This is a genomic window from Burkholderia sp. Bp9143, assembly GCF_003853645.1.
Classification (GTDB): domain Bacteria; phylum Pseudomonadota; class Gammaproteobacteria; order Burkholderiales; family Burkholderiaceae; genus Burkholderia.
On sequence record NZ_QTPO01000089.1, the window covers coordinates 1 to 17,400 of the forward strand.

Below are 17,400 nucleotides of genomic sequence, written 5' to 3' on the forward strand. Positions count from 1 at the left end.
ACGGTGAACAAGAACGCGATCCCGAACGACCCGGAAAAGCCGTTCGTGACGAGCGGCATCCGTCTGGGTTCGCCGGCTATGACCACGCGTGGCTTCGGCCCGGCGGAAGCGGAGAAGGTCGGCAACCTGATCGCCGACGTGCTGGAAGCGCCGGAAGATGCGGCGACGATCGAACGCGTACGCGGTTTGGTCGCGGAGTTGACCCAGCGTTTCCCGGTCTACGGCTAAGACGCGGTAATCGGGTTCAACTGCCGACGCGGTTGAACCTCGTCCAGTCCGAAGCGATGTAAAAAAAATCCGGCTCGCAAAAAATGCGAGCCGGATTTTTTGTGCCGTGTGCGAATCGGTGTCGCGTCACACGGTCGGATCGACGTTCGCCTCGAGTTCGCGAATGCGCTCGTCATTGCGCGTGTCCTTGAGCACCGGCGGCCCGGCGAAGGACTTGCGCACACCGAAGCCATACCAGATGACCATCAGCACGACCACGAACGAGACGAGTACATAGAGCACTTTCTCGTTCGGCGGCTGGATGCCGACGTACGCGAGCACGCAGGCGCCCACCAGCGCGAGGAACGCGCACGGCTTCGACCAGATGCCCAGCTGGAACGGGCCCTTTTCGGTCCACGTGCGCCCTTCGGCCAGCATCCCGGAGCCGATCGGCATCGCATACGAGATGAACAGGAACACGGCGCTGCCCGCGCTCAGCACCGAGAACGCGTCGCCGTACAGCGTGACGACGATCGCGAGCACCGCGCACGTCCAGATCGCGGGGCCGGGCGTCCGATGGTTGTGATTCACGCTGCGCAGCAGCTTCGACGCCGGCAGCCCGCCGTCGCGCGCGAATGCATACATCATCCGCGACGTCGACATGATCGCGGCGAGCCCGCACACGTAGTTGATGAAGAACATCGCGAGCTCGAGGCACACGCGCAAGGTCTTCGGAATCGGCGCGAGGATGGCTTCGAAGAAACCGGTGCCCTGTTTCATCGCGGCGGTCAGGTCCGGCATGACCAGCACGAACGCGCACACCATTACGTAGCCGAACACCGCGGACCAGAACACCGAGCCGATGATGCCGCGCGGCACGTTCTTCGCCGCGTCGTGCGTCTCTTCCGACGTGTGCGCGGATGCATCGAAGCCCGTGATCGTGTAGGTCACCAGCAGCAGGCCGGACAGGAACGCGAGCGACGTGGTCTGTTTCGGCCAGGCGCCGCCGTCGACGCCCGTGTAATTGGTGAAGGTGACGAGCCGATGCAGGTCGAACGTGACCGGCGAGTAGACCAGCAGCGACACGACCAGCGCGATCGTCACGACGAAGATCAGATAGCCGGACAGGTCGGTGATCTTGCTCGCGATCCGGATGCCGCGTGCATTCAGGATTGCCTGCGAAATGGTGATGACCGCGATGAACGCGGTCTGGTGCCACCACGTCAGGCTGTCCGGACTGACACCGAACATCGGGGCGATCAGCGTCTTGAAGAACGGATCGTAGGTACCGAAGTTGATCGCCGCGATCACGAAGATCAGGCCGATCAGGTTCAGCCACGCCGTCATCCACCCCCATTTCTTCCCGCCGAGGATCGCGCCCCAGTGATAGAGGCCGCCCGCGGTCGGAAACGCGGACGCGATCTGCGACATCGACACCGCGACGATCAGCGCGAACAGCGAGCCGAGTGGCCAGCCGAGGCCGATCGATGCGCCGCCGGCCGCGGAAAACGCCAGCTGAAACGCCGTGATGCCGCCCGACAGAATGCAGATCACCGAAAACGACACGGCGAAGTTCGAGAAGCCGTTCATGCGTCTCGACAGCTCCTGCGCGTATCCCATCTTGTGGAGGAGGCTTACGTCACTGTCGGTGCCTGAATCAGGCCGGGTTTTCGCATCCATATTTGCTCCGTCACGAATGTCCTGCATGGCAGGACCGTCATCGCTGCCCGGGCCGGAGGATCGGCCCGCCCCTGGAATTCGTCGGTGGCACGCGATGTCATGCATCGATGGCAGTCGCGTTCCGGTCCGATACGGGAACGGTATGAAGCCAAATCTCGCGGCGCTATCGGATTTCGGCAATGCGGTCGAATCGCTGGATGCATGCACCGTTCGGGGGCATCGCATGGCGGTTTGCAGTTTTGTAAGAAATCCTGTTCGATGACTCCCTGATCCGGACAGGCAGGTAGTCGGTTGACGCGGCTGCACGACGCGCGCGGCCGGTGCGGCGCGGGGCGTTCTGTATTGGATGGCGAATCGCGGGACGTCGATGCGGGCGCTGGCGATGGCGAATCAGCGGGTGGGGGGCGTGTCGCGCCGTTCGTTCGCCTGCGCTAACCACCGCTCCAGCGGATGTCTCGCCAGAAGCGATGCGATGCCGATGGCGATTTCAGGCAGTCGCGGAAGTATCGCTTTCCATTTGGCCAACATGGCTTGCTCCCGATCGGTGCCCCACGAGCACCGTGCGTGAACCGTGCGGCAGACACGGCCCCGTTCCTGGGTTGACGAGAATCGATCGCGCCGCGCGGACGGCGCTGTCGACGCATGGCCCGATGCTAGCGCGTTGCATCGCGCGGTATGCGGGGAAATGCGACATCGAGCTGGCTGATTCGGACGCGGTCCGGGCGCCGCGAGTCCGAATCGGCTTGCCCCAGTTTTTTCGGCCCATTTGGCTTTTATTTCCTCGTTTGCGACGCGGTGTGCCGGTGCGTAGATTTGCATCGAAGCAGATTTCTCCCGCTTGAATGTCCAGTTCAACCCTTCAGGAGTGCGTCATGAGCGAATGCCTTGCGCAAACGGATATCGACCTCGCCGGCCACGGCTTCAAGATGCACGACGTCGCGGCATCGTCCACCCTCAATGCGAAGTGCTATACGGACCGGAAGTACTTCGATGCCGAAATGGCGTCCGTCTTCCATCGTAGCTGGCAGTGGGTGTGCCACGTCGAAAAGGTTCGCGAGCCCGGTTCGTACTTCGTTGCCGATGTCGCCGGCAGGAGCATCGCGATCGTGCGCGATCGCAGCGGACAACTGCGCGCGTTCTACAACGTGTGCAAGCACCGCGCGCATCACCTGCTGAGCGGCGAAGGCAAGGCACGGGTGATCACGTGCCCGTATCACGCATGGAGCTACAACCTCGACGGCGGGCTGCGCCAGGCGCCGATGACCGAGACGCTGGTCGACTTCCGGAAGGAGGAGATCTGCCTGTCGCAGGTCCAGGTCGAGGAATTCTGCGGCTTCGTCTACATCAACATGGACCCGCGTGCCGCGTCGCTCGCGTCGCAAAGCGGCGACCTGAAGGCGGAGATCGACCGGTTCGCGCCGGATGTCGGCGAGCTGACCTTTGCGCGCCGGCTGCAGTTCGACATCAAGTCGAACTGGAAGAACGTGGTCGACAACTTCCTCGAGTGCTATCACTGCCCGACCGCGCACAAGGATTTCGTCAGCCTGCTGCAGTTCGACACCTACAAGGTCACGACGCACGGCATCTACTCGAGCCACATGGCGAAGGGCGGCAATGCGGAGAACACCGCATACAGCGTCGAGGGCGCGACGTGCGACGACCATGCGGTGTGGTGGGTCTGGCCGAACACGTGCCTGCTGCGCTATCCGGGGCGCGCGAATTTCCTGGTGCTGAACATCATTCCGGTGGCGCCGGATCGCACGATCGAGACCTACGACTTCTACTTCGAATCGGCCGAGCCCACACCGCAGGAAATCGAGGCGATCAACTACGTTCGCGACGTGCTCCAGCAGGAAGACATCGATCTCGTCGAAAGCGTGCAGCGCGGGATGTCGACGCCGGCATTCGAAAGCGGCCGGATCGTGAACGATCCGCAGCATTCGGGGATGAGCGAGCACGCGCTGCATCACTTTCACGGCCTCGTGCTGCAGGCGTATCAGACCGCGCTGAAGTGACTGATGCACGTCCGCAGATCGAACCATCCGCATTCACGAGGAACCTGACATGTCGAACAGCATCATCATCACCTGCGCGGTGACCGGCGGCATCCATACGCCGACGATGTCGCCGCACCTGCCGATCACGCCGGCGCAGATCGCGGCGGAATCGATCGCTGCCGCCGAAGCTGGTGCGTCGATCATCCACCTGCATGCGCGCGACCCCGAGACCGGGCGACCCACGCCCGATCCGAAGGTGTTCATGAAGTTCCTGCCGGTGATCAAGGCGAACAGCGACGCGATCATCAACGTGTCGACGGGCGGCGGCCTCGGCATGACGCTCGAGCAGCGCCTCGAGGCGGCGCTCGTCGCGAAGCCGGAGATGGCCTCGCTCAACTGCGGGTCGCTGAACTTCGGCATCTTCCCGATGCTGCAGAAGCACGACACGTGGAAGCACGACTGGGAGCCGGCGTTCCTCGACATGACGCGCGACTTCGTGTTCAAGAACACGTTCAAGGACATCGAGTACACGCTGCGCGAACTCGGCGACACGCATGGCACGCGCTTCGAGTTCGAATGCTACGACCTCGGCCACCTGTACAACCTTGCGTACTTCGTCGACAAGGGGCTGCTGAAGCCGCCGTTCTTCATCCAGATGATCTTCGGCATCCTCGGCGGCATGGGCGCCGACACCGACAACCTGAGCCATCTGCACAGCATCGCGCAGCGCCTGTTCGGCGACGGCTTCGAATGGTCGGTGCTGGCCGCCGGGCGCAACCAGATGAAGTTCGCGACGCAGTCGGCCGTGATGGGCGGCAACGTGCGCGTCGGTCTCGAAGACAACCTGTACATCGATCGCGGGCAACTGGCCGTGTCGAACGCCGACCAGGTGCGCAAGATCCGGCGCATCGTCGAGGAGCTCGGCTTCACCGTCGCGACGCCGGCCGAGGCGCGCGCGCGCCTGGGCCTGAAGGGCAAGGACCAGGTCGGGTTCTGATCGAGCCGACGTTTTCGGCGGAATTTCACGAGGTCGAGCAGTCATGCAAACCATGAACCTGATCCACGGCGAACGCGTCGCCGGCGACGGCGAATCGCTTCCGGTCGTGAACCCCGCGACCGGTGAAGTCATCACGCACATCGCCGAGGCGACGAGCGAGCAGGTGGATGCGGCCGTCGCGGCGGCGGCCGCCGCATTTCCCGGGTGGTCGGCGACGCCGCCCGGCACGCGTGCGGCCTGCCTGCTGGCGCTGGCCGACGCGATCGAAGCACGCGCGGACGAATTCGCCGCGCTCGAAGCACTGAACTGCGGCAAGCCGCTGCATTCCGTGAAGGCCGACGAGTTGCCGCTCACCGTCGACGTCATTCGCTTCATGGCGGGCGCGGCGCGCTGCGTGTCGGGTTCCAGCGCGGGCGAATATGTCGGCGGATTCACGTCGATGATCCGCCGCGACGCGGTGGGTGTCGTGGGATCGATCGCGCCATGGAACTATCCGCTGATGATGGCCGCATGGAAGCTGGCGCCCGCACTGGCCGCCGGTTGCACGGTGATTCTCAAGCCATCCGAACTCACGCCATTGACGACGTTGCGCGTCGCGGAACTGGCCGCGGGTATTTTTCCGAAGGGGGTCGTCAACGTCGTCGTCGGGCGCGGCGCGACGACCGGCAACGCGCTGATCGACAACCCGCGGCTCGACCTCGTGTCGCTCACCGGCGGCCCGGCGACGGCAAGCCGGATTCTCGAGGCATCGTCGCGGCACCTGATGCACACGCACATGGAGTTGGGCGGCAAGGCGCCGGTGCTCATATTCAACGATGCCGATCTCGCTGCCGCCGTCGAAGGGATTCGCGCCGGATCGTTCTTCAATGCCGGGCAGGACTGTGCGCAGCCGTGCCGGCTCTATGTCGAGGATGCGGTGTACGACCGGTTCGTCGCGGATCTCGCCAGCCGCGTGTCGTCGATCCGGCTCGGCGGCCCGAACGATCCCGCGACCGAGATGGGGCCGGTGATTTCCGAGCGGCACCGCCGGCACATCGCCGGATTCGTGGAGCGTGCGCGCGAGCTGCGCCATACGGAAATCCTGGCCGGCGGGCAGCAGATCGACGGTGCCGGATTCTTCTACGCACCCACGATCGTCGCGCATGCACGGCAGGACGACGAAATCGTTCAGAACGAGGTGTTCGGCCCGGTCATTTCCGTTACGCGGTTCAGCGGCGCGGAGCAGGCGATCCGGTTCGCGAACGACAGCAAGTACGGCCTGGCGTCGTCGATCTGGACGCGTGACGTCGGCAACGCGATGACGATCGCGGCGCGCTTGCGCTGCGGGATGACCTGGGTGAACGCGCATGGCATCGCTACAGCCGAGATGCCGCACGGCGGCATGAAGGCGTCCGGGTATGGCAGCGACATGTCGGTCTACGCGCTCGAGAACTACACCACCGTCCGTCACGTGCAGATTTCGCACGCGTAGGCGAACGGGGCCCCGAGCGCGGACATCGACCATCGACAGGGAATCACGATGCAACATCACACCGGAACACTGGACCGCGAGACGCTGGTCGTACGGTCGCTCGCCGACGAGGCGAACGGCATCCGCAGCTATGAGCTGGCACGCGAGGACCACGGCGCGCTGCCGGTGTACGAACCCGGTGCGCATGTGGCCGTTCATCTGGGCAACGGCATCACGCGACAGTACTCGCTGTACGACGCGCCCGGCGTGCGCGACAGCTACCGGATCGCCGTGCTGAAGGATCCGGCGAGCCGCGGCGGCTCGCGATTCCTGCATGACGAAGTGGCGATCGGCGCCCGGTTGCAGGTCAGCGGGCCGTACAACCACTTTCCGATGGCGGCCGAGGCGACCTCGTCGTTGCTGATCGCGGGCGGCATCGGGATCACGCCGATCCTGTCGATGGCCTACCGTCTGTATCGGGACGGCAAGCCTTTCGAATTGCACTACTGCGCGCGTCACGCGTGTGACGCCGCGTTCGTCGAGCTGTTGCGCGACACGGCGGCGTTCCGCGATCGCGTGCACCTGTGGTTCGACGGCGGCGATCCCCGCAACGGCCTCGACGTGCAGGCGCTGCTGGCCGACGTGGTGGCAGGACGCCATGTCTATTGCTGCGGTCCCGGCGGCCTGATGAATGCCGTCGAGCGGGCGGCATCGCACTGGCCGCATGGCGCGGTGCATTTCGAGCGGTTTTCCGCCGCAGCGCCGGCAGGCGCGGAGAACGCGCCGTTTCGCGTCGTTCTGCATCGATCGGGCGTCGAGCTCGAGGTGCCGGCCGACCAGAGCATTCTTCAGGTGTTGAAGCACGCGGGCTTCCGCGTCGACACGGTGTGCGAACAAGGGGTCTGCGGCGCCTGCCTGACCGATGTGGTCGACGGCGTGCCGGAGCATCGCGATCACATCCTGACCGACGACGAGAAGTGCGCGAACGACGTGATCGCGGTCTGCTGCTCGCGATCGAAATCGCCGCGGCTCGTGCTGGACCTTTGACCGGCCGGGAATACCCGGGCGGCACGAAGCCGACAAACCGAATTTCCATTCTGGATGGTGAAGAAACATGAGCGACACGCATCACATTCCGCACGGCATCGAAGTCGTCGGCGTGCTGGGGGCCGGCACGATCGGCGCAAGCTGGGCGGCGCTGTTTCTGGCGGCCGGACTCGAAGTCGACGTGTACGATCCGTCGCCGGAAGTCGAGGCGTTCGTGCGCGACTATGTCCGCCATGCGTGGCCGAGTCTCGAGCGTCTCGGCCTGGCCGAACGCGGCGATCCGGCGCGCGTGCGCTTCCTGCGCACGCCCGAGGAAGCCGTCGCGCGCGCGCAGTTCGTGCAGGAAAGCGTGCCCGAGCGAATCGAGATCAAGCATGAGCTGTACGGCCGGATCGAGCGTCATCTCGACCCGCGCGCGGTCGTCTGCTCCAGCGCATCGGGGCTGCTCGTGAAGGACATGCAGAACGGCTGGCGGAATCCGGGGCGCTTCATCCTCGGCCACCCGTTCAATCCGCCGCACCTGATCCCGCTCGTCGAGCTGCTCGGCAACGACCGGACCGAGCCCGGCGTGCTGGAACTGGCGGAAGACTTTTATGCCGCGTGCGGCAAGACCACGATCCGCGTCAACAAGGAAGTGCCCGGGCACGTGGCGAACCGGTTGCAGGCGGCGCTGTGGCGCGAAGCGATCCATCTCGTGGTGGAGGGCGTTGCGACCGTCGGGGACGTCGACAAGGCCGTGCGCGCCGGCCCAGGCCTGCGCTGGTCGGTGATGGGCCCGCACATGCTGTTCAACCTCGGCAGCGGCGGGCATGGCCTCGGCGTGTTCTGCGAGCGGTTCGCGCCGTCGTTCCACCGCTGGTGGGACGACCTCGGCAGCCCGAAGCTCGACGCGGAGACGATCCGGGTCCTGGTCGAAGGCATCCGGGCTGAAGAGGATGACCGGAGCTTTCACGAACTCGCCGCGGAGCGCGACCGGAAGATCGTCGAAGCGAGTCGGGCGATCAACGCGGCCGAGCATCCGTCGCGCGCGCTCGATGTGGTCGGCAACCGGAAAGTCGCTGCCCGGTGATCGGGCCGGAAGGTGCCGGGCGCAGGGCGCCCGGCATGGCGCGTGATATCGCGAAAGGTGGAACGGCATGAGTGAAGAACCCGTCGTCTACGAAGGGACGGTGCTGGACGAATGGATCGACTACAACGGGCACATGAACGACGCCTGTTACGTGCGCGTGTTCAGCGACTCGATCGACGGGCTGATGGACCGTCTCGGCATCGATGCGGCGTTCAGGTCGCGCGAACGCGTGTCGATCTATACGCTGCAGACCGTCGTGCATTACCTGAACGAACTGAAGGCCGGCGAACCGCTCGTCGTCACGGCGCGCGTGCTCGAGTACGACAGCAAGAAGGTGCGGGTTTTCCTGAGCATGCAGGATCCAGCGCGGACACATCGCTTTGCTACGATGGAAGCGCTGCTGCTGCATGTGGACACGGCCGCGCGCCGCGGTTGCGCGTTCCGGGCCGCCACGCTCGAAGCGATCGACGCGCTTCACGCGGCACGGCGCGATGAGGCGTGGCCGGCGTCCGCTGGGCAGGGTATCGCGCTGCGGCGCGATCGGTGAAGCGATCGCATCACGTGAACCATGTGCGTGGCCGTACCACCCCGAATCCCGCGGAGCGCGCCGAAACGTCGAACGGCGAGATACTTCGTGGCGCAGCCAGCGTCAGGTCAGTCCTGAATCAGAAGCACCGGAATCGAGATGAGCAACCGCACCAAGCATCTTCCGCCGCTGTCGTACCTTGCCGCATTCGAGGCGGCGGCCCGGCACGAGAGTTTCACGAGTGCCGCCGACGAGCTGTGCGTGACGCAGAGCGCGGTGAGCCGGCAGGTCCGGCTGCTCGAGGAAACGCTCGGCTGCGCGTTGTTCGTGCGGTCCCACAAGGCCGTCGCGCTCACCGACGCGGGCAGGAAGTTTCAGCGCACCGTGAACGCCGCGTTCGAACTGCTGTCCGCGGCCGCGTACGACCTGCGGGTGCAGGCCGGATCGTCGACGGTCACCGTGTCGACCGATCTCGCATTCGCGTCCCACTGGCTGATCCCGCGGCTGCCGAAATTCCGTGCCGAGCATCCGGAGATCGTGATTCACGTCGATGCGTCCGACGAGGACACGAAGCAGATCCGCAAGGGCGCGGACCTCGCGATTCAGTTCGGCGACGGCTACTGGCCGGCATGCAACGTGCGCTTCCTGCTCGAGGAAGAAATCTTTCCCGTCTGCGCGCCCGCGTATCTCGCGCGACTGGGGGCGACGGCGCATACGCGGGACTTGCTCGGCGCCACGCTGATCCATCTGGAGACGCGGCATTGGGACTGGATGGACTGGGCCACCTGGTTCGGGCACAACGACATCGTGCTGACCGAGCAGCGGCAGGATCTGTACATCAACAACTATCCGGCCGTCCTGCAGGCGGCGATGGGCGGGCAGGGCATTGCGATGGGCTGGCGCTACCTCGCGGACGACATGCTGGCATCCGGCGTGCTGGTGCGGCCGATCGAGACCTCGGTGCGTACCGGACGCGGTTTTTATCTGCTGCATTCGAGCGATCGCATGCTGACGCCGGAAGCGCGGGTGTTCTGCGACTGGATCGTCAAGCAGTGCGAGAGTTGAACGTGCGCCCGGCGGCCCGGTGAACCCCGCCGAGTGCTGACACCCTTACTCGAATCATCGTGCTGGAACAGGATCGAGCGAATGAAACCGTCATTCAGAACATTCGGATTCCTCATATTATCGAAGTACTCGATGATCGCGTTGACGAGCGCGATCGAGGTGCTTCGAATGGCGAACCAGCTTCGCGAGGCCGAGCTCTATCGATGGTCCGTCCATTCGATGGACGAGCGCACGGTCCTCGCCAGCAACGGCATCGCGGCGGGTCCGGCCTGCGTACTGGATGTCGCTCAGGCGCTGCCGGACGTGCTGTTCGTGTGCGGCGGCTGGGACGTACGCGACGCGGTGAACGGCCAGGTGACGACGCTGCTTCGCGCACTTGCGGCCCGCGGGGTTGCGCTGGGCGGACTGTGCACCGGCGCTTACGCGTTGATGGCGAGCAACCTGCTCGACGGCTACCGTTGCGCGGTTCACTGGGAGGTGCTGTCCGAACTGCATGCCGAATTCCCAGCCGTGCGCTTCGTCGACGAACTCTTCGCGGTGGATCGCGATCGCATTACATGCACCGGCGGCACGGCGCCGCTCGACATGATGCTGCACCTGATCGCGCGCGACCAGGGCAAGGCCATGGCCAGGAATATCTCCGAACAGTTCTCGGTCGATTGCGTGCGGGAAGTGTCCGATCCGCAGCCGATCCCGGTCGCGTCGCGCGTCGGATTCTCGCGTCAGGAGCTGGTCGAGACGGTGCGGCTGATGGAGGCGAACATCGACGAGCCGCTGACCATGCCCGAGCTGGCGCGGCTCGCGGGCGTGTCGATGCGCCACCTGCAGCGGGTATTCAGGGATTCGCTGAACACGACGCCCTACGAGTACTACATCGGCATTCGCCTGCGGCAGGCGCGCAAGCTGATCCGCTATTCGAACCTGCCGATCGCGAGCGTCACCAAGCAATGCGGCTTCCAGAGCACGACGCATTTCAGCCGTGCCTTTCGATCCTTCTTTGGCCATGCGCCAAGCCACGAACGCCGAGCCGGTGAGCCTGCTGCTTGAGGGCGACCCGATTCCGGTCATTTCAACGACACAACCAGGGGTAATTCCATGAAACGCATCAGTTTGGCCGGATTGGCGGCGGCGTTGCTCGTCTCGATGACGAGCGGTCATTCGTATGCCGCGGAGCCGGCGACGTGCCGGAACGTTCGAATGGCGGACGTTGGCTGGAGCGACATCGCGGCGACGACCGGGATCGCATCGACCGTGCTGTCCGCGCTCGGCTATTCGCCGTCGAAGACGATCGCGTCGGTGCCGATCACGTTCGCCGGGATCAAGAGCAAGCAGATCGACATCTTCCTCGGGTATTGGTCGCCGTCGATGGACCCGATCATCGGACCGTTCGTGAAGAGCGGCTCCGTGAAGGTGCTGCCCGATCCCAACCTGCGCGGCGCCAAGTTCACGCTTGCCGTGCCCGACTACGTGTACCAGGCCGGGCTGCGGACCTTCGCGGATCTGCCGAAGTATGCGGACAAGCTGCAGAACCGGATCTACGGCATCGAGCCGGGCAACGACGGCAACCAGCTGATCGACAAGATGATCAAGTCGAACAAGGACGGAATCGGCAAGTTCAAGCTGGTCGAGTCGAGCGAGGCCGGCATGCTCGTCGAACTGAACCGGGCGGTGCGGGACAAGCAATGGATCGTGTTTCTCGCGTGGGAGCCCCATCCGATGAATGCGCAGTACAAGATCAACTACCTGTCGGGCGGTGATGACGTATTCGGCCCGAACTACGGCGAGGCGCGGGTCTATACGGTGGAGCCACCGGACTATGAAGCGCGGTGCCCGAACGTCGCGAGGTTCGCGTCGAACCTGAAGTTCACGACCGAAATCGAGAATCACCTGATGATCCCGATCATGGACAAGCAGGACCCGAACAAGGTCGCGGCCGAGTGGCTGAAGAAGAATCCGTCGATGCTGGACAACTGGTTGGCCGGGGTGACGACGTTCGACGGGAAGCCGGCAGGGCCTGCGGTAAAGGCGTATCTCGCTTCGCACTAGCCACGCCGCATCGGGCCTTCGAGCTGCCGGTCGCGGGCGGCGTGGCGATGCGGTGCTTCCCAATGTGCGCGGAGACGTCGCGGCACGCTAACGCGGCGCGACGTCAGACCGGGTGGCGCGGCAACGGGAGTATGCGAAGTGGCGGTGGAGCACTTACGCGTCGCTCGATGCGAACAGCGCTTCCCACCCCAGAAACGGCCCGAGCGGGATGATGTCCCAGTCGATGAGCCCGGCCGTCACCAGCGGAAATTCGCGCAGCGCCTCCCGGGCGCTTTCCACCGACTCGCATTCCGCAATGATCGCGACGCCCGGGCGGTCCTGCCGGAGATAGATGTCGCGGACGACCCCGCGCTTCACCAGTTCCCATCCGTAGCGCACTTCGTCGAGCATGTGCGGTTGATACGCGGCCGGACTGGCGCCGGGCAGCGGTACGTCGAGGCACAGCAGTTTCACGTCGATCTCCTGTTACGGCGCGGAGCCAGCCGGCGCTCCGCATGCCGATGCGTGCTTGCGTCGATTGCGTGCGTTACGCACCCGCCTTGAACCGTGTTGCCAGCTCGGCGACGCGCTGCCCCAGATGCGCGGCGGTTTCGAGGTCGCTGGCGATCGGCGACTGTTCCGGCGACACGTCGTCGGACTGCGCCATCGCGCCGAGCCAGCCGCCGATCCGGTTGCGTTCGTTTGCCGCGGTGCCGGCGAACAGGTCGAGCCCGACCCAGATCATCCCGTGCTGCGCCGCGAACAACGTCATCGTCATCAACGAGTTGAGCTTGTCGCCATGCTGTGCGCCAGAGTTCGTGAATCCGGCCGCGATCTTGTTGCGCCACGTCTGCGGAATCCACGCAGGCCGCGTCGAGTCCTCCATGAATTTCTTGAGTCGCGAGCTGATCGAGCCGTTGTACGTGGGCGATCCGAAGATGATCGCGTCGCTGGCGGCGAGCGTGTCCCACGGAATCTCGCCGTCGGCGACCGCGACGAGGCGGACTTCGGCTCCCGGTACCCGGCGAACGCCTTCCGCGACGGCTTGCGCCTGCCTTTCAGTGTGACCGTAGCCACTGTCGAAAACGATGGTTGCCAGCATGCGATGTCCTTTGCAATCCGTTGAACGATGACGCATTGTCGGCAGCGCGGGTCGCAACCGGAAGTTGTGTCCGGGTTGAGTCGCCTTCAACTCGAGGTTGATAATCGGTGCAGCGGGACGACGTACCGTTCGACGTGTTAACCGATGGAGGATGCCTTGGATTTGTCACAACGCACGCGCGCCATTCTGTCGTTCGTTCACGCGGCCGATGGCGGCAGTTTCGCGGCGGCGGGCCGCATGCTGGGCATCACGTCCGCGGCCGTCAGCAAGAACGTCGCCGGCCTCGAGAAAGCGCTGGGCGTGCGGCTGATGAACCGCACGACGCGCACGCTGAAGCTCACCGACGAGGGCAGCGCGTTTCTTCGGCAGGCGCGTATCGCGCTGGACGCGCTCGATACGGCCGTCGACAGCATCGTCGCGCAGCGCCTCGGCCCGCAAGGGCGCGTGCGCGTCTCGACCAGCTCGGCATTCGGGCGCGAGCAGTTGCAGCCGGTGCTGCCCGGATTGTTGTCGCGGTATCCCGGCTTGCTCGTGGAGGCGGATTTCGACGACCGGATCGTCGACGTCGTGCGCGACGGCTACGACATCGTCATACGCGGCGGCAACATTCACGACTCGGCGCTGGTGTCGCGCCCGATCTTCCGCATGAACACCGTGCTGGTCGCGTCACCGCGGTATCTGGCCGAATACGGCGTGCCCCGCACGCCCGGCGCGCTCGATGGGCATCGGCTGATCGGGCGCCGGTTTCTTGGCGGCGGAGCATTCGCGACGTGGAGCTTCAGGGCGCGCGGCGACAGTATCATCACGCTGGATCCCGGCGAGTCGGCGCCGCTGACGTTCTCGGCGCCGGAGGCAGTCCTTCAGGCGGCATGCGACGGGTTGGGCATCGCCCAAGTCGGCGTACATCTCGCGTGGCCGCATTTGCGTGCCGGCGCGCTGAAGGTGGTGCTGCGGCGCCACCACTTGCCGGGCAACTACGAGATGGTGATGCAGTATCCGCATCGCGCATTGAAGGCGCCACGCGTGCAGGCGACGGTCGATTACCTGCTCGACGCGTTTGCCGCGGACGAGCGTCTGCATGTGTCGCTGAAGGCGCTGGATGCGTACTGCGCGTGACGACTGGGGCGGGTTTCGCTTGAGGGTGTCGCCACCCGCGCGGCTCCGTGTCGAAACGTCGACTACGTGCGCGAACGCGGGTGGTGCTTCGTTACGTGCGTGTTGTGTTCAGGCCGTCGCGGTGCGCCGTGCCGTCAGCCGATTCCACAGCATCCCGGCACGGCTCCCGCTTCGGCAATAGGCGAGTACCGGTTTCGGCAGCGCATCGACCAGCGCGCCGAACGCGTCGACTTCCGCGTCGCCGATCCGGTCGCGTTCGACCGGCAGATAGCGTGCGTCGAGGCCGAGCTCGCGCGCGGCGGCAGCGATCTCGTCGAATGCCGGTTGATCGGCGTCTTCGCCGTCCGGCCGGTTGCAGATCACCGCGCGAAAGCCTGCATTGCGGATCGCCTTCAGGTCCGCCGGCGTGATCTGCCGCGACGCGGTGAAGCCGGTCGCCGCCGCGGCCCGGCATTGCTCGAGCGCGCGCGCGAAACACGCGATCGCGAAATCGACGTCCTGCTCGGTCGTGAAGCGGCCGAAGCTGATGCGCACCGTGCGGCCCGCGGCTTCCGCGTCGAGGCCGATCGCGGTCAGCACGTGGGACGGCGCGCCGCTGGTCGAGTTGCATGCGGAGGTCGAGGACACGGCGAGCGAATCGCCGAGCATGAACGGGAAGAAGCCCGCCGCGTTCACCGTGAGGCTCAATGTGTGCGGGATGCGGCGTGCCGCCGCCGCGTTGTGCGTGATGTCGCCGAGCGCGAGCAGCGCGTCCTTCAGGCGTGCGCTGAGTGCGGCGATCCGCACGGCTTCGCGCTCGAGTTTTTCCGCGGCCAGTTCGCACGCGGTGCCCATCCCGACGATCTGATGCGTCGCGAGCGTGCCCGAGCGCAGGCCGCGCTCGTGTCCGCCGCCATGGATCTGCGGCGCGATGCGGTCGGCGATCTCGCGGCGGACGAACAGCGCGCCGATGCCCTTCGGACCATACACCTTGTGCGCGGACATCGACAGCAGGTCGATGCCGAGCGCACGCACGTCGATCGGCGTCTTGCCGAGCGCCTGCGCGGCGTCGACGTGCAGCAGCGCGCCGGCCGCGTGCACGATGCGCGAGATCGCGCCGATGTCGGTCAGCGTGCCGAGCTCGTTGTTGACGAGCATCAGCGACACGAGGCCCGTATCGGGGCCGATCGCCGCGGCCACGGCGTCCACGGTGATTTCGCCGTCGGCGGTGGGCGTCAGGTAAGTGGCCGTCATTCCGTGCTTCGACAGGTTCGCCATCGTGTCGAGGATCGCCTTGTGTTCGATGCGGCTCGTGATCACGTGGCGCTTGTCGGTCGCGGTCTCCGCATAGCCCTTCAGCGCGAGGTTGTTCGATTCGGTGGCGCCCGACGTCCAGACGATCTCGTCGGCATCCGCGCCGATCAGCGCGGCGACCTGCGCGCGCGCGTGCTCGACTTTTTCCTTCGCCAGCCGGCCGGCGGCGTGCGAACTCGACGCGGGATTGCCGAAGATGCCGTCGGCACCGAGGCAGGCCGTCATCGCTTCGATCACGAGGGGATCGGCAGGGGTGGTGGCTGCGTAGTCGAGGTAGTGCAGCTGGGGGGTATCGCTCATGTCCTTCTCTTGCTCTTTCTCTTCGGAATGGGAGAAATGATACGTGGGGGAGCGGGGAAAAAGGATCCAAATGTGGCTGGTGATTCGGCTTGGCGTGGAATCGTTTTTTATTTTTTATGGATATTGGGGAATTTATTTTTCATCTGATCTGGCCGGACATGACGGTGGTCCGGTCGGACGGATGCCCGCATGACCGGGGCCGGAACGCCAGCGCAGCATTCAGGGCTGCGCGGCGGGCACATCGCGCGGAACGCGCTCGGCTTCGGCGTGCTTGGTCCGTTCCGCAAGGCGCCGTTCCATGCCGTCATACGCGCCTGCTATTCCCTGCGTCAGGACCCAGCGGGAACGTCATGCGGCACAAAGACCGTCATGACGTCGCGATCTCGCCTTGATCAGGCCGATTCGATAAACGATGTGCGTCCTGCACCCACGCGTGCAGCGCGCGCTCGTATTTCGCCGGGATCGTGATCGTCACCGTGGTGAGGCGTGTGTCGTTGCACGGTAGTTCGAGATATCGCTGCCACGCCTTGCGAACGAGCTGCGACATTGCCGAGCGGTTCATGCCCAGTTTCTCGGCCAACTCGCGCTGTGAGCGGCCCTTCACGAAAATTTCGTGCAGGGCCCACTGGTTCAACGGCTTGATCCGGGTATCTTGAAGCCGCAACAGTCGGAACTGTTCGGTGGTCATGCGTCGTGTCTTCAGCATTCAGGTTCGCCCGGAGTTTGAAACTGAAGCAATCAGCCTCGCGCCGCATGAAGTCTCGTGACCGTCGAACGCGGCGGCCTGGCCTTCAACGTGGAAGGCCACGTCACCTGCGGCAATCGTGCAGTCGCCGTGGATCGGACACGAACAAGCGTCGCCGAAGCGCGCGACCGCGCGCCCCATGACCTTGCTGATTTCGGCTCCGGACTCGACCCGGCCGCCGTGGGTATGGCCGTCGCCTACCCGGATGATTCCTCGCATATGACTCGTCCTCTGAATGATTCGTGCGGTGGTCGCGTTTTTGCATGCGATGCACCGCTGGTTTGCGTCACCACGAATAGCCCTGCATGCCGTAATCGGTGTCGTGTCGGCGTCCCCACCACGGCAGGTAGGCGTTGTTGCCGCCGCGTGCGCGGAACCAGTCCTTGGTTGGATCGATCGGCGTGAGCTTCGATGGCGGCATGACGACGACCGCGACAGGGTGTTCAGGGTCAGTCGTGCCGGCGACGAGTGCGTTGCCGCCGAAGTGGTTGATTCGGCCGATCGCGAGTGCCACGTCGGTCAATGCGCTGCCGGTTCCCATGTCGCCGAGCAGCGCGGCCGTGTTGAATGTCTGATTCGGGTGGTCGTATTCCGGGAGGGTTTCAGTCAGGGTCCGTGCGAGCACGACAAGGCGCGATGACGCTGCATCGCTGCCTTTACCCGCATCGTGGACGATGTAGTTGAGGTCAGTGACCGCGACGCCAGCGTTGCTTGCCGCTTGGTCGATCGTTGCCTTCCACGCCTGCACGGCACGCGTCGTGCCGACCTTCGGTGAAAACGC

The 17,400-nt window shown here is 65.1% G+C and carries 18 protein-coding genes and 2 pseudogenes; 12 read left to right on the top strand and 8 right to left on the bottom strand.

All coding sequences use genetic code 11. The features are described from left to right. Window positions 1-228 (top strand): annotated as a pseudogene (glyA, locus tag DIE23_RS37770) (serine hydroxymethyltransferase); the annotation flags it as partial. 126 nt (window positions 229-354) lie between these two features. Here glyA and DIE23_RS37775 read toward each other — a convergent pair. After that, a complete protein-coding gene (locus tag DIE23_RS37775) occupies window positions 355-1,887 on the bottom strand; it encodes an amino acid permease (RefSeq protein ID WP_124617837.1) in 1,533 nt (510 codons plus the stop codon). A gap of 390 nt (window positions 1,888-2,277) precedes the next feature. Beyond that, entirely contained in the window at window positions 2,278-2,415 is a 138-nt protein-coding gene (locus DIE23_RS39830; protein ID WP_185646613.1) for a hypothetical protein, read from the bottom strand. A 344-nt stretch (window positions 2,416-2,759) separates the two neighbouring features. On the opposite strand from DIE23_RS39830, the gene DIE23_RS37780 reads away from it, so the two are divergent. The 9 genes from DIE23_RS37780 to DIE23_RS37820 all read left to right on the top strand — a co-directional run bounded on the left by DIE23_RS37780 (window position 2,760) and on the right by DIE23_RS37820 (window position 12,084). Further along, window positions 2,760-3,902: an SRPBCC family protein gene (locus DIE23_RS37780; protein WP_124617839.1), complete on the top strand. Its 1,143-nt coding sequence runs from the start codon at window positions 2,760-2,762 to the stop codon at window positions 3,900-3,902. 49 nt (window positions 3,903-3,951) lie between these two features. Further along, the gene (locus tag DIE23_RS37785) at window positions 3,952-4,881 is read left to right on the top strand and encodes a 3-keto-5-aminohexanoate cleavage protein (protein WP_124617841.1); all 930 of its coding nucleotides are present in this window, start codon (window positions 3,952-3,954) and stop codon (window positions 4,879-4,881) included. A gap of 43 nt (window positions 4,882-4,924) precedes the next feature. Further along, entirely contained in the window at window positions 4,925-6,352 is a 1,428-nt protein-coding gene (locus DIE23_RS37790) for a gamma-aminobutyraldehyde dehydrogenase (protein ID WP_124617842.1), read from the top strand. Window positions 6,353-6,400: 48 nt separating this feature from the next. Next, window positions 6,401-7,378: a PDR/VanB family oxidoreductase gene (locus tag DIE23_RS37795; RefSeq protein WP_124617844.1), complete on the top strand. Its 978-nt coding sequence runs from the start codon at window positions 6,401-6,403 to the stop codon at window positions 7,376-7,378. A gap of 67 nt (window positions 7,379-7,445) precedes the next feature. Next, a complete protein-coding gene (locus DIE23_RS37800; protein WP_124617846.1) occupies window positions 7,446-8,447 on the top strand; it encodes a 3-hydroxyacyl-CoA dehydrogenase NAD-binding domain-containing protein in 1,002 nt (333 codons plus the stop codon). A 67-nt stretch (window positions 8,448-8,514) separates the two neighbouring features. Then, on the top strand, window positions 8,515-8,994 hold the full coding sequence (locus DIE23_RS37805) for a thioesterase family protein (protein WP_124617848.1): 480 nt from the start codon (window positions 8,515-8,517) through the stop codon (window positions 8,992-8,994). A gap of 138 nt (window positions 8,995-9,132) precedes the next feature. Further along, window positions 9,133-10,038 carry a LysR substrate-binding domain-containing protein gene (locus tag DIE23_RS37810; RefSeq protein ID WP_124617849.1) on the top strand — a complete coding sequence of 302 codons (906 nt, stop codon included), beginning with the start codon at window positions 9,133-9,135 and terminating at the stop codon, window positions 10,036-10,038. Window positions 10,039-10,119: 81 nt separating this feature from the next. Continuing rightward, the gene (locus DIE23_RS37815; RefSeq protein ID WP_124617851.1) at window positions 10,120-11,085 is read left to right on the top strand and encodes a GlxA family transcriptional regulator; all 966 of its coding nucleotides are present in this window, start codon (window positions 10,120-10,122) and stop codon (window positions 11,083-11,085) included. A 96-nt stretch (window positions 11,086-11,181) separates the two neighbouring features. Further along, the gene (locus DIE23_RS37820) at window positions 11,182-12,084 is read left to right on the top strand and encodes a choline ABC transporter substrate-binding protein (RefSeq protein WP_260436358.1); all 903 of its coding nucleotides are present in this window, start codon (window positions 11,182-11,184) and stop codon (window positions 12,082-12,084) included. 153 nt (window positions 12,085-12,237) lie between these two features. On the opposite strand, the gene DIE23_RS37825 is transcribed toward DIE23_RS37820, so the two are convergent. Together DIE23_RS37825 and DIE23_RS37830 are read right to left on the bottom strand one after the other, a co-directional pair. Continuing rightward, window positions 12,238-12,537, bottom strand: a complete 300-nt coding sequence (locus DIE23_RS37825; protein ID WP_124617855.1) for a superoxide dismutase — start codon at window positions 12,535-12,537, stop codon at window positions 12,238-12,240. Between the two features lie 73 nt (window positions 12,538-12,610). After that, window positions 12,611-13,165: a flavodoxin family protein gene (locus tag DIE23_RS37830; RefSeq protein ID WP_124617857.1), complete on the bottom strand. Its 555-nt coding sequence runs from the start codon at window positions 13,163-13,165 to the stop codon at window positions 12,611-12,613. A 156-nt stretch (window positions 13,166-13,321) separates the two neighbouring features. On the opposite strand from DIE23_RS37830, the gene DIE23_RS37835 reads away from it, so the two are divergent. Then, window positions 13,322-14,281 carry a LysR family transcriptional regulator gene (locus DIE23_RS37835; protein WP_124617859.1) on the top strand — a complete coding sequence of 320 codons (960 nt, stop codon included), beginning with the start codon at window positions 13,322-13,324 and terminating at the stop codon, window positions 14,279-14,281. A gap of 108 nt (window positions 14,282-14,389) precedes the next feature. Here the strand turns inward: DIE23_RS37835 and DIE23_RS37840 are convergent, their stop codons facing one another. Continuing rightward, window positions 14,390-15,874 (bottom strand): aminotransferase class V-fold PLP-dependent enzyme, encoded by a 1,485-nt coding sequence (locus tag DIE23_RS37840; RefSeq protein ID WP_124617861.1) that lies wholly within the window; start codon window positions 15,872-15,874, stop codon window positions 14,390-14,392. Window positions 15,875-15,944: 70 nt separating this feature from the next. Between DIE23_RS37840 and DIE23_RS40620 the strand changes: the two genes are divergently transcribed. Further along, window positions 15,945-16,067, top strand: coding sequence for a hypothetical protein (locus DIE23_RS40620; RefSeq protein ID WP_260436357.1), 123 nt, complete (start codon window positions 15,945-15,947; stop codon window positions 16,065-16,067). 174 nt (window positions 16,068-16,241) lie between these two features. On the opposite strand, the gene DIE23_RS37845 is transcribed toward DIE23_RS40620, so the two are convergent. From DIE23_RS37845 to DIE23_RS37855, 3 genes and pseudogenes are all read right to left on the bottom strand, one after another. Beyond that, on the bottom strand, window positions 16,242-16,562 hold the full coding sequence (locus tag DIE23_RS37845) for a TrfB-related DNA-binding protein (RefSeq protein ID WP_124617863.1): 321 nt from the start codon (window positions 16,560-16,562) through the stop codon (window positions 16,242-16,244). A gap of 18 nt (window positions 16,563-16,580) precedes the next feature. Next, on the bottom strand, window positions 16,581-16,838 hold the full coding sequence (locus tag DIE23_RS37850; protein WP_124617865.1) for a PAAR domain-containing protein: 258 nt from the start codon (window positions 16,836-16,838) through the stop codon (window positions 16,581-16,583). A 67-nt stretch (window positions 16,839-16,905) separates the two neighbouring features. After that, window positions 16,906-17,400 (bottom strand): annotated as a pseudogene (locus DIE23_RS37855) (virulence factor); the annotation flags it as partial.

Coding starts and splice junctions, on each gene's coding strand:
- DIE23_RS37775 (WP_124617837.1), bottom strand. CDS start 1,887: ATGGATGCGAAAACCCGGCCTGATTCAGGCACCGACAGTGACGTAAGC.
- DIE23_RS39830 (WP_185646613.1), bottom strand. CDS start 2,415: ATGTTGGCCAAATGGAAAGCGATACTTCCGCGACTGCCTGAAATCGCC.
- DIE23_RS37780 (WP_124617839.1), top strand. CDS start 2,760: ATGAGCGAATGCCTTGCGCAAACGGATATCGACCTCGCCGGCCACGGC.
- DIE23_RS37785 (WP_124617841.1), top strand. CDS start 3,952: ATGTCGAACAGCATCATCATCACCTGCGCGGTGACCGGCGGCATCCAT.
- DIE23_RS37790 (WP_124617842.1), top strand. CDS start 4,925: ATGCAAACCATGAACCTGATCCACGGCGAACGCGTCGCCGGCGACGGC.
- DIE23_RS37795 (WP_124617844.1), top strand. CDS start 6,401: ATGCAACATCACACCGGAACACTGGACCGCGAGACGCTGGTCGTACGG.
- DIE23_RS37800 (WP_124617846.1), top strand. CDS start 7,446: ATGAGCGACACGCATCACATTCCGCACGGCATCGAAGTCGTCGGCGTG.
- DIE23_RS37805 (WP_124617848.1), top strand. CDS start 8,515: ATGAGTGAAGAACCCGTCGTCTACGAAGGGACGGTGCTGGACGAATGG.
- DIE23_RS37810 (WP_124617849.1), top strand. CDS start 9,133: ATGAGCAACCGCACCAAGCATCTTCCGCCGCTGTCGTACCTTGCCGCA.
- DIE23_RS37815 (WP_124617851.1), top strand. CDS start 10,120: ATGAAACCGTCATTCAGAACATTCGGATTCCTCATATTATCGAAGTAC.
- DIE23_RS37820 (WP_260436358.1), top strand. CDS start 11,182: ATGACGAGCGGTCATTCGTATGCCGCGGAGCCGGCGACGTGCCGGAAC.
- DIE23_RS37830 (WP_124617857.1), bottom strand. CDS start 13,165: ATGCTGGCAACCATCGTTTTCGACAGTGGCTACGGTCACACTGAAAGG.
- DIE23_RS37840 (WP_124617861.1), bottom strand. CDS start 15,874: ATGAGCGATACCCCCCAGCTGCACTACCTCGACTACGCAGCCACCACC.
- DIE23_RS40620 (WP_260436357.1), top strand. CDS start 15,945: ATGTGGCTGGTGATTCGGCTTGGCGTGGAATCGTTTTTTATTTTTTAT.
- DIE23_RS37845 (WP_124617863.1), bottom strand. CDS start 16,562: ATGACCACCGAACAGTTCCGACTGTTGCGGCTTCAAGATACCCGGATC.
- DIE23_RS37850 (WP_124617865.1), bottom strand. CDS start 16,838: ATGCGAGGAATCATCCGGGTAGGCGACGGCCATACCCACGGCGGCCGG.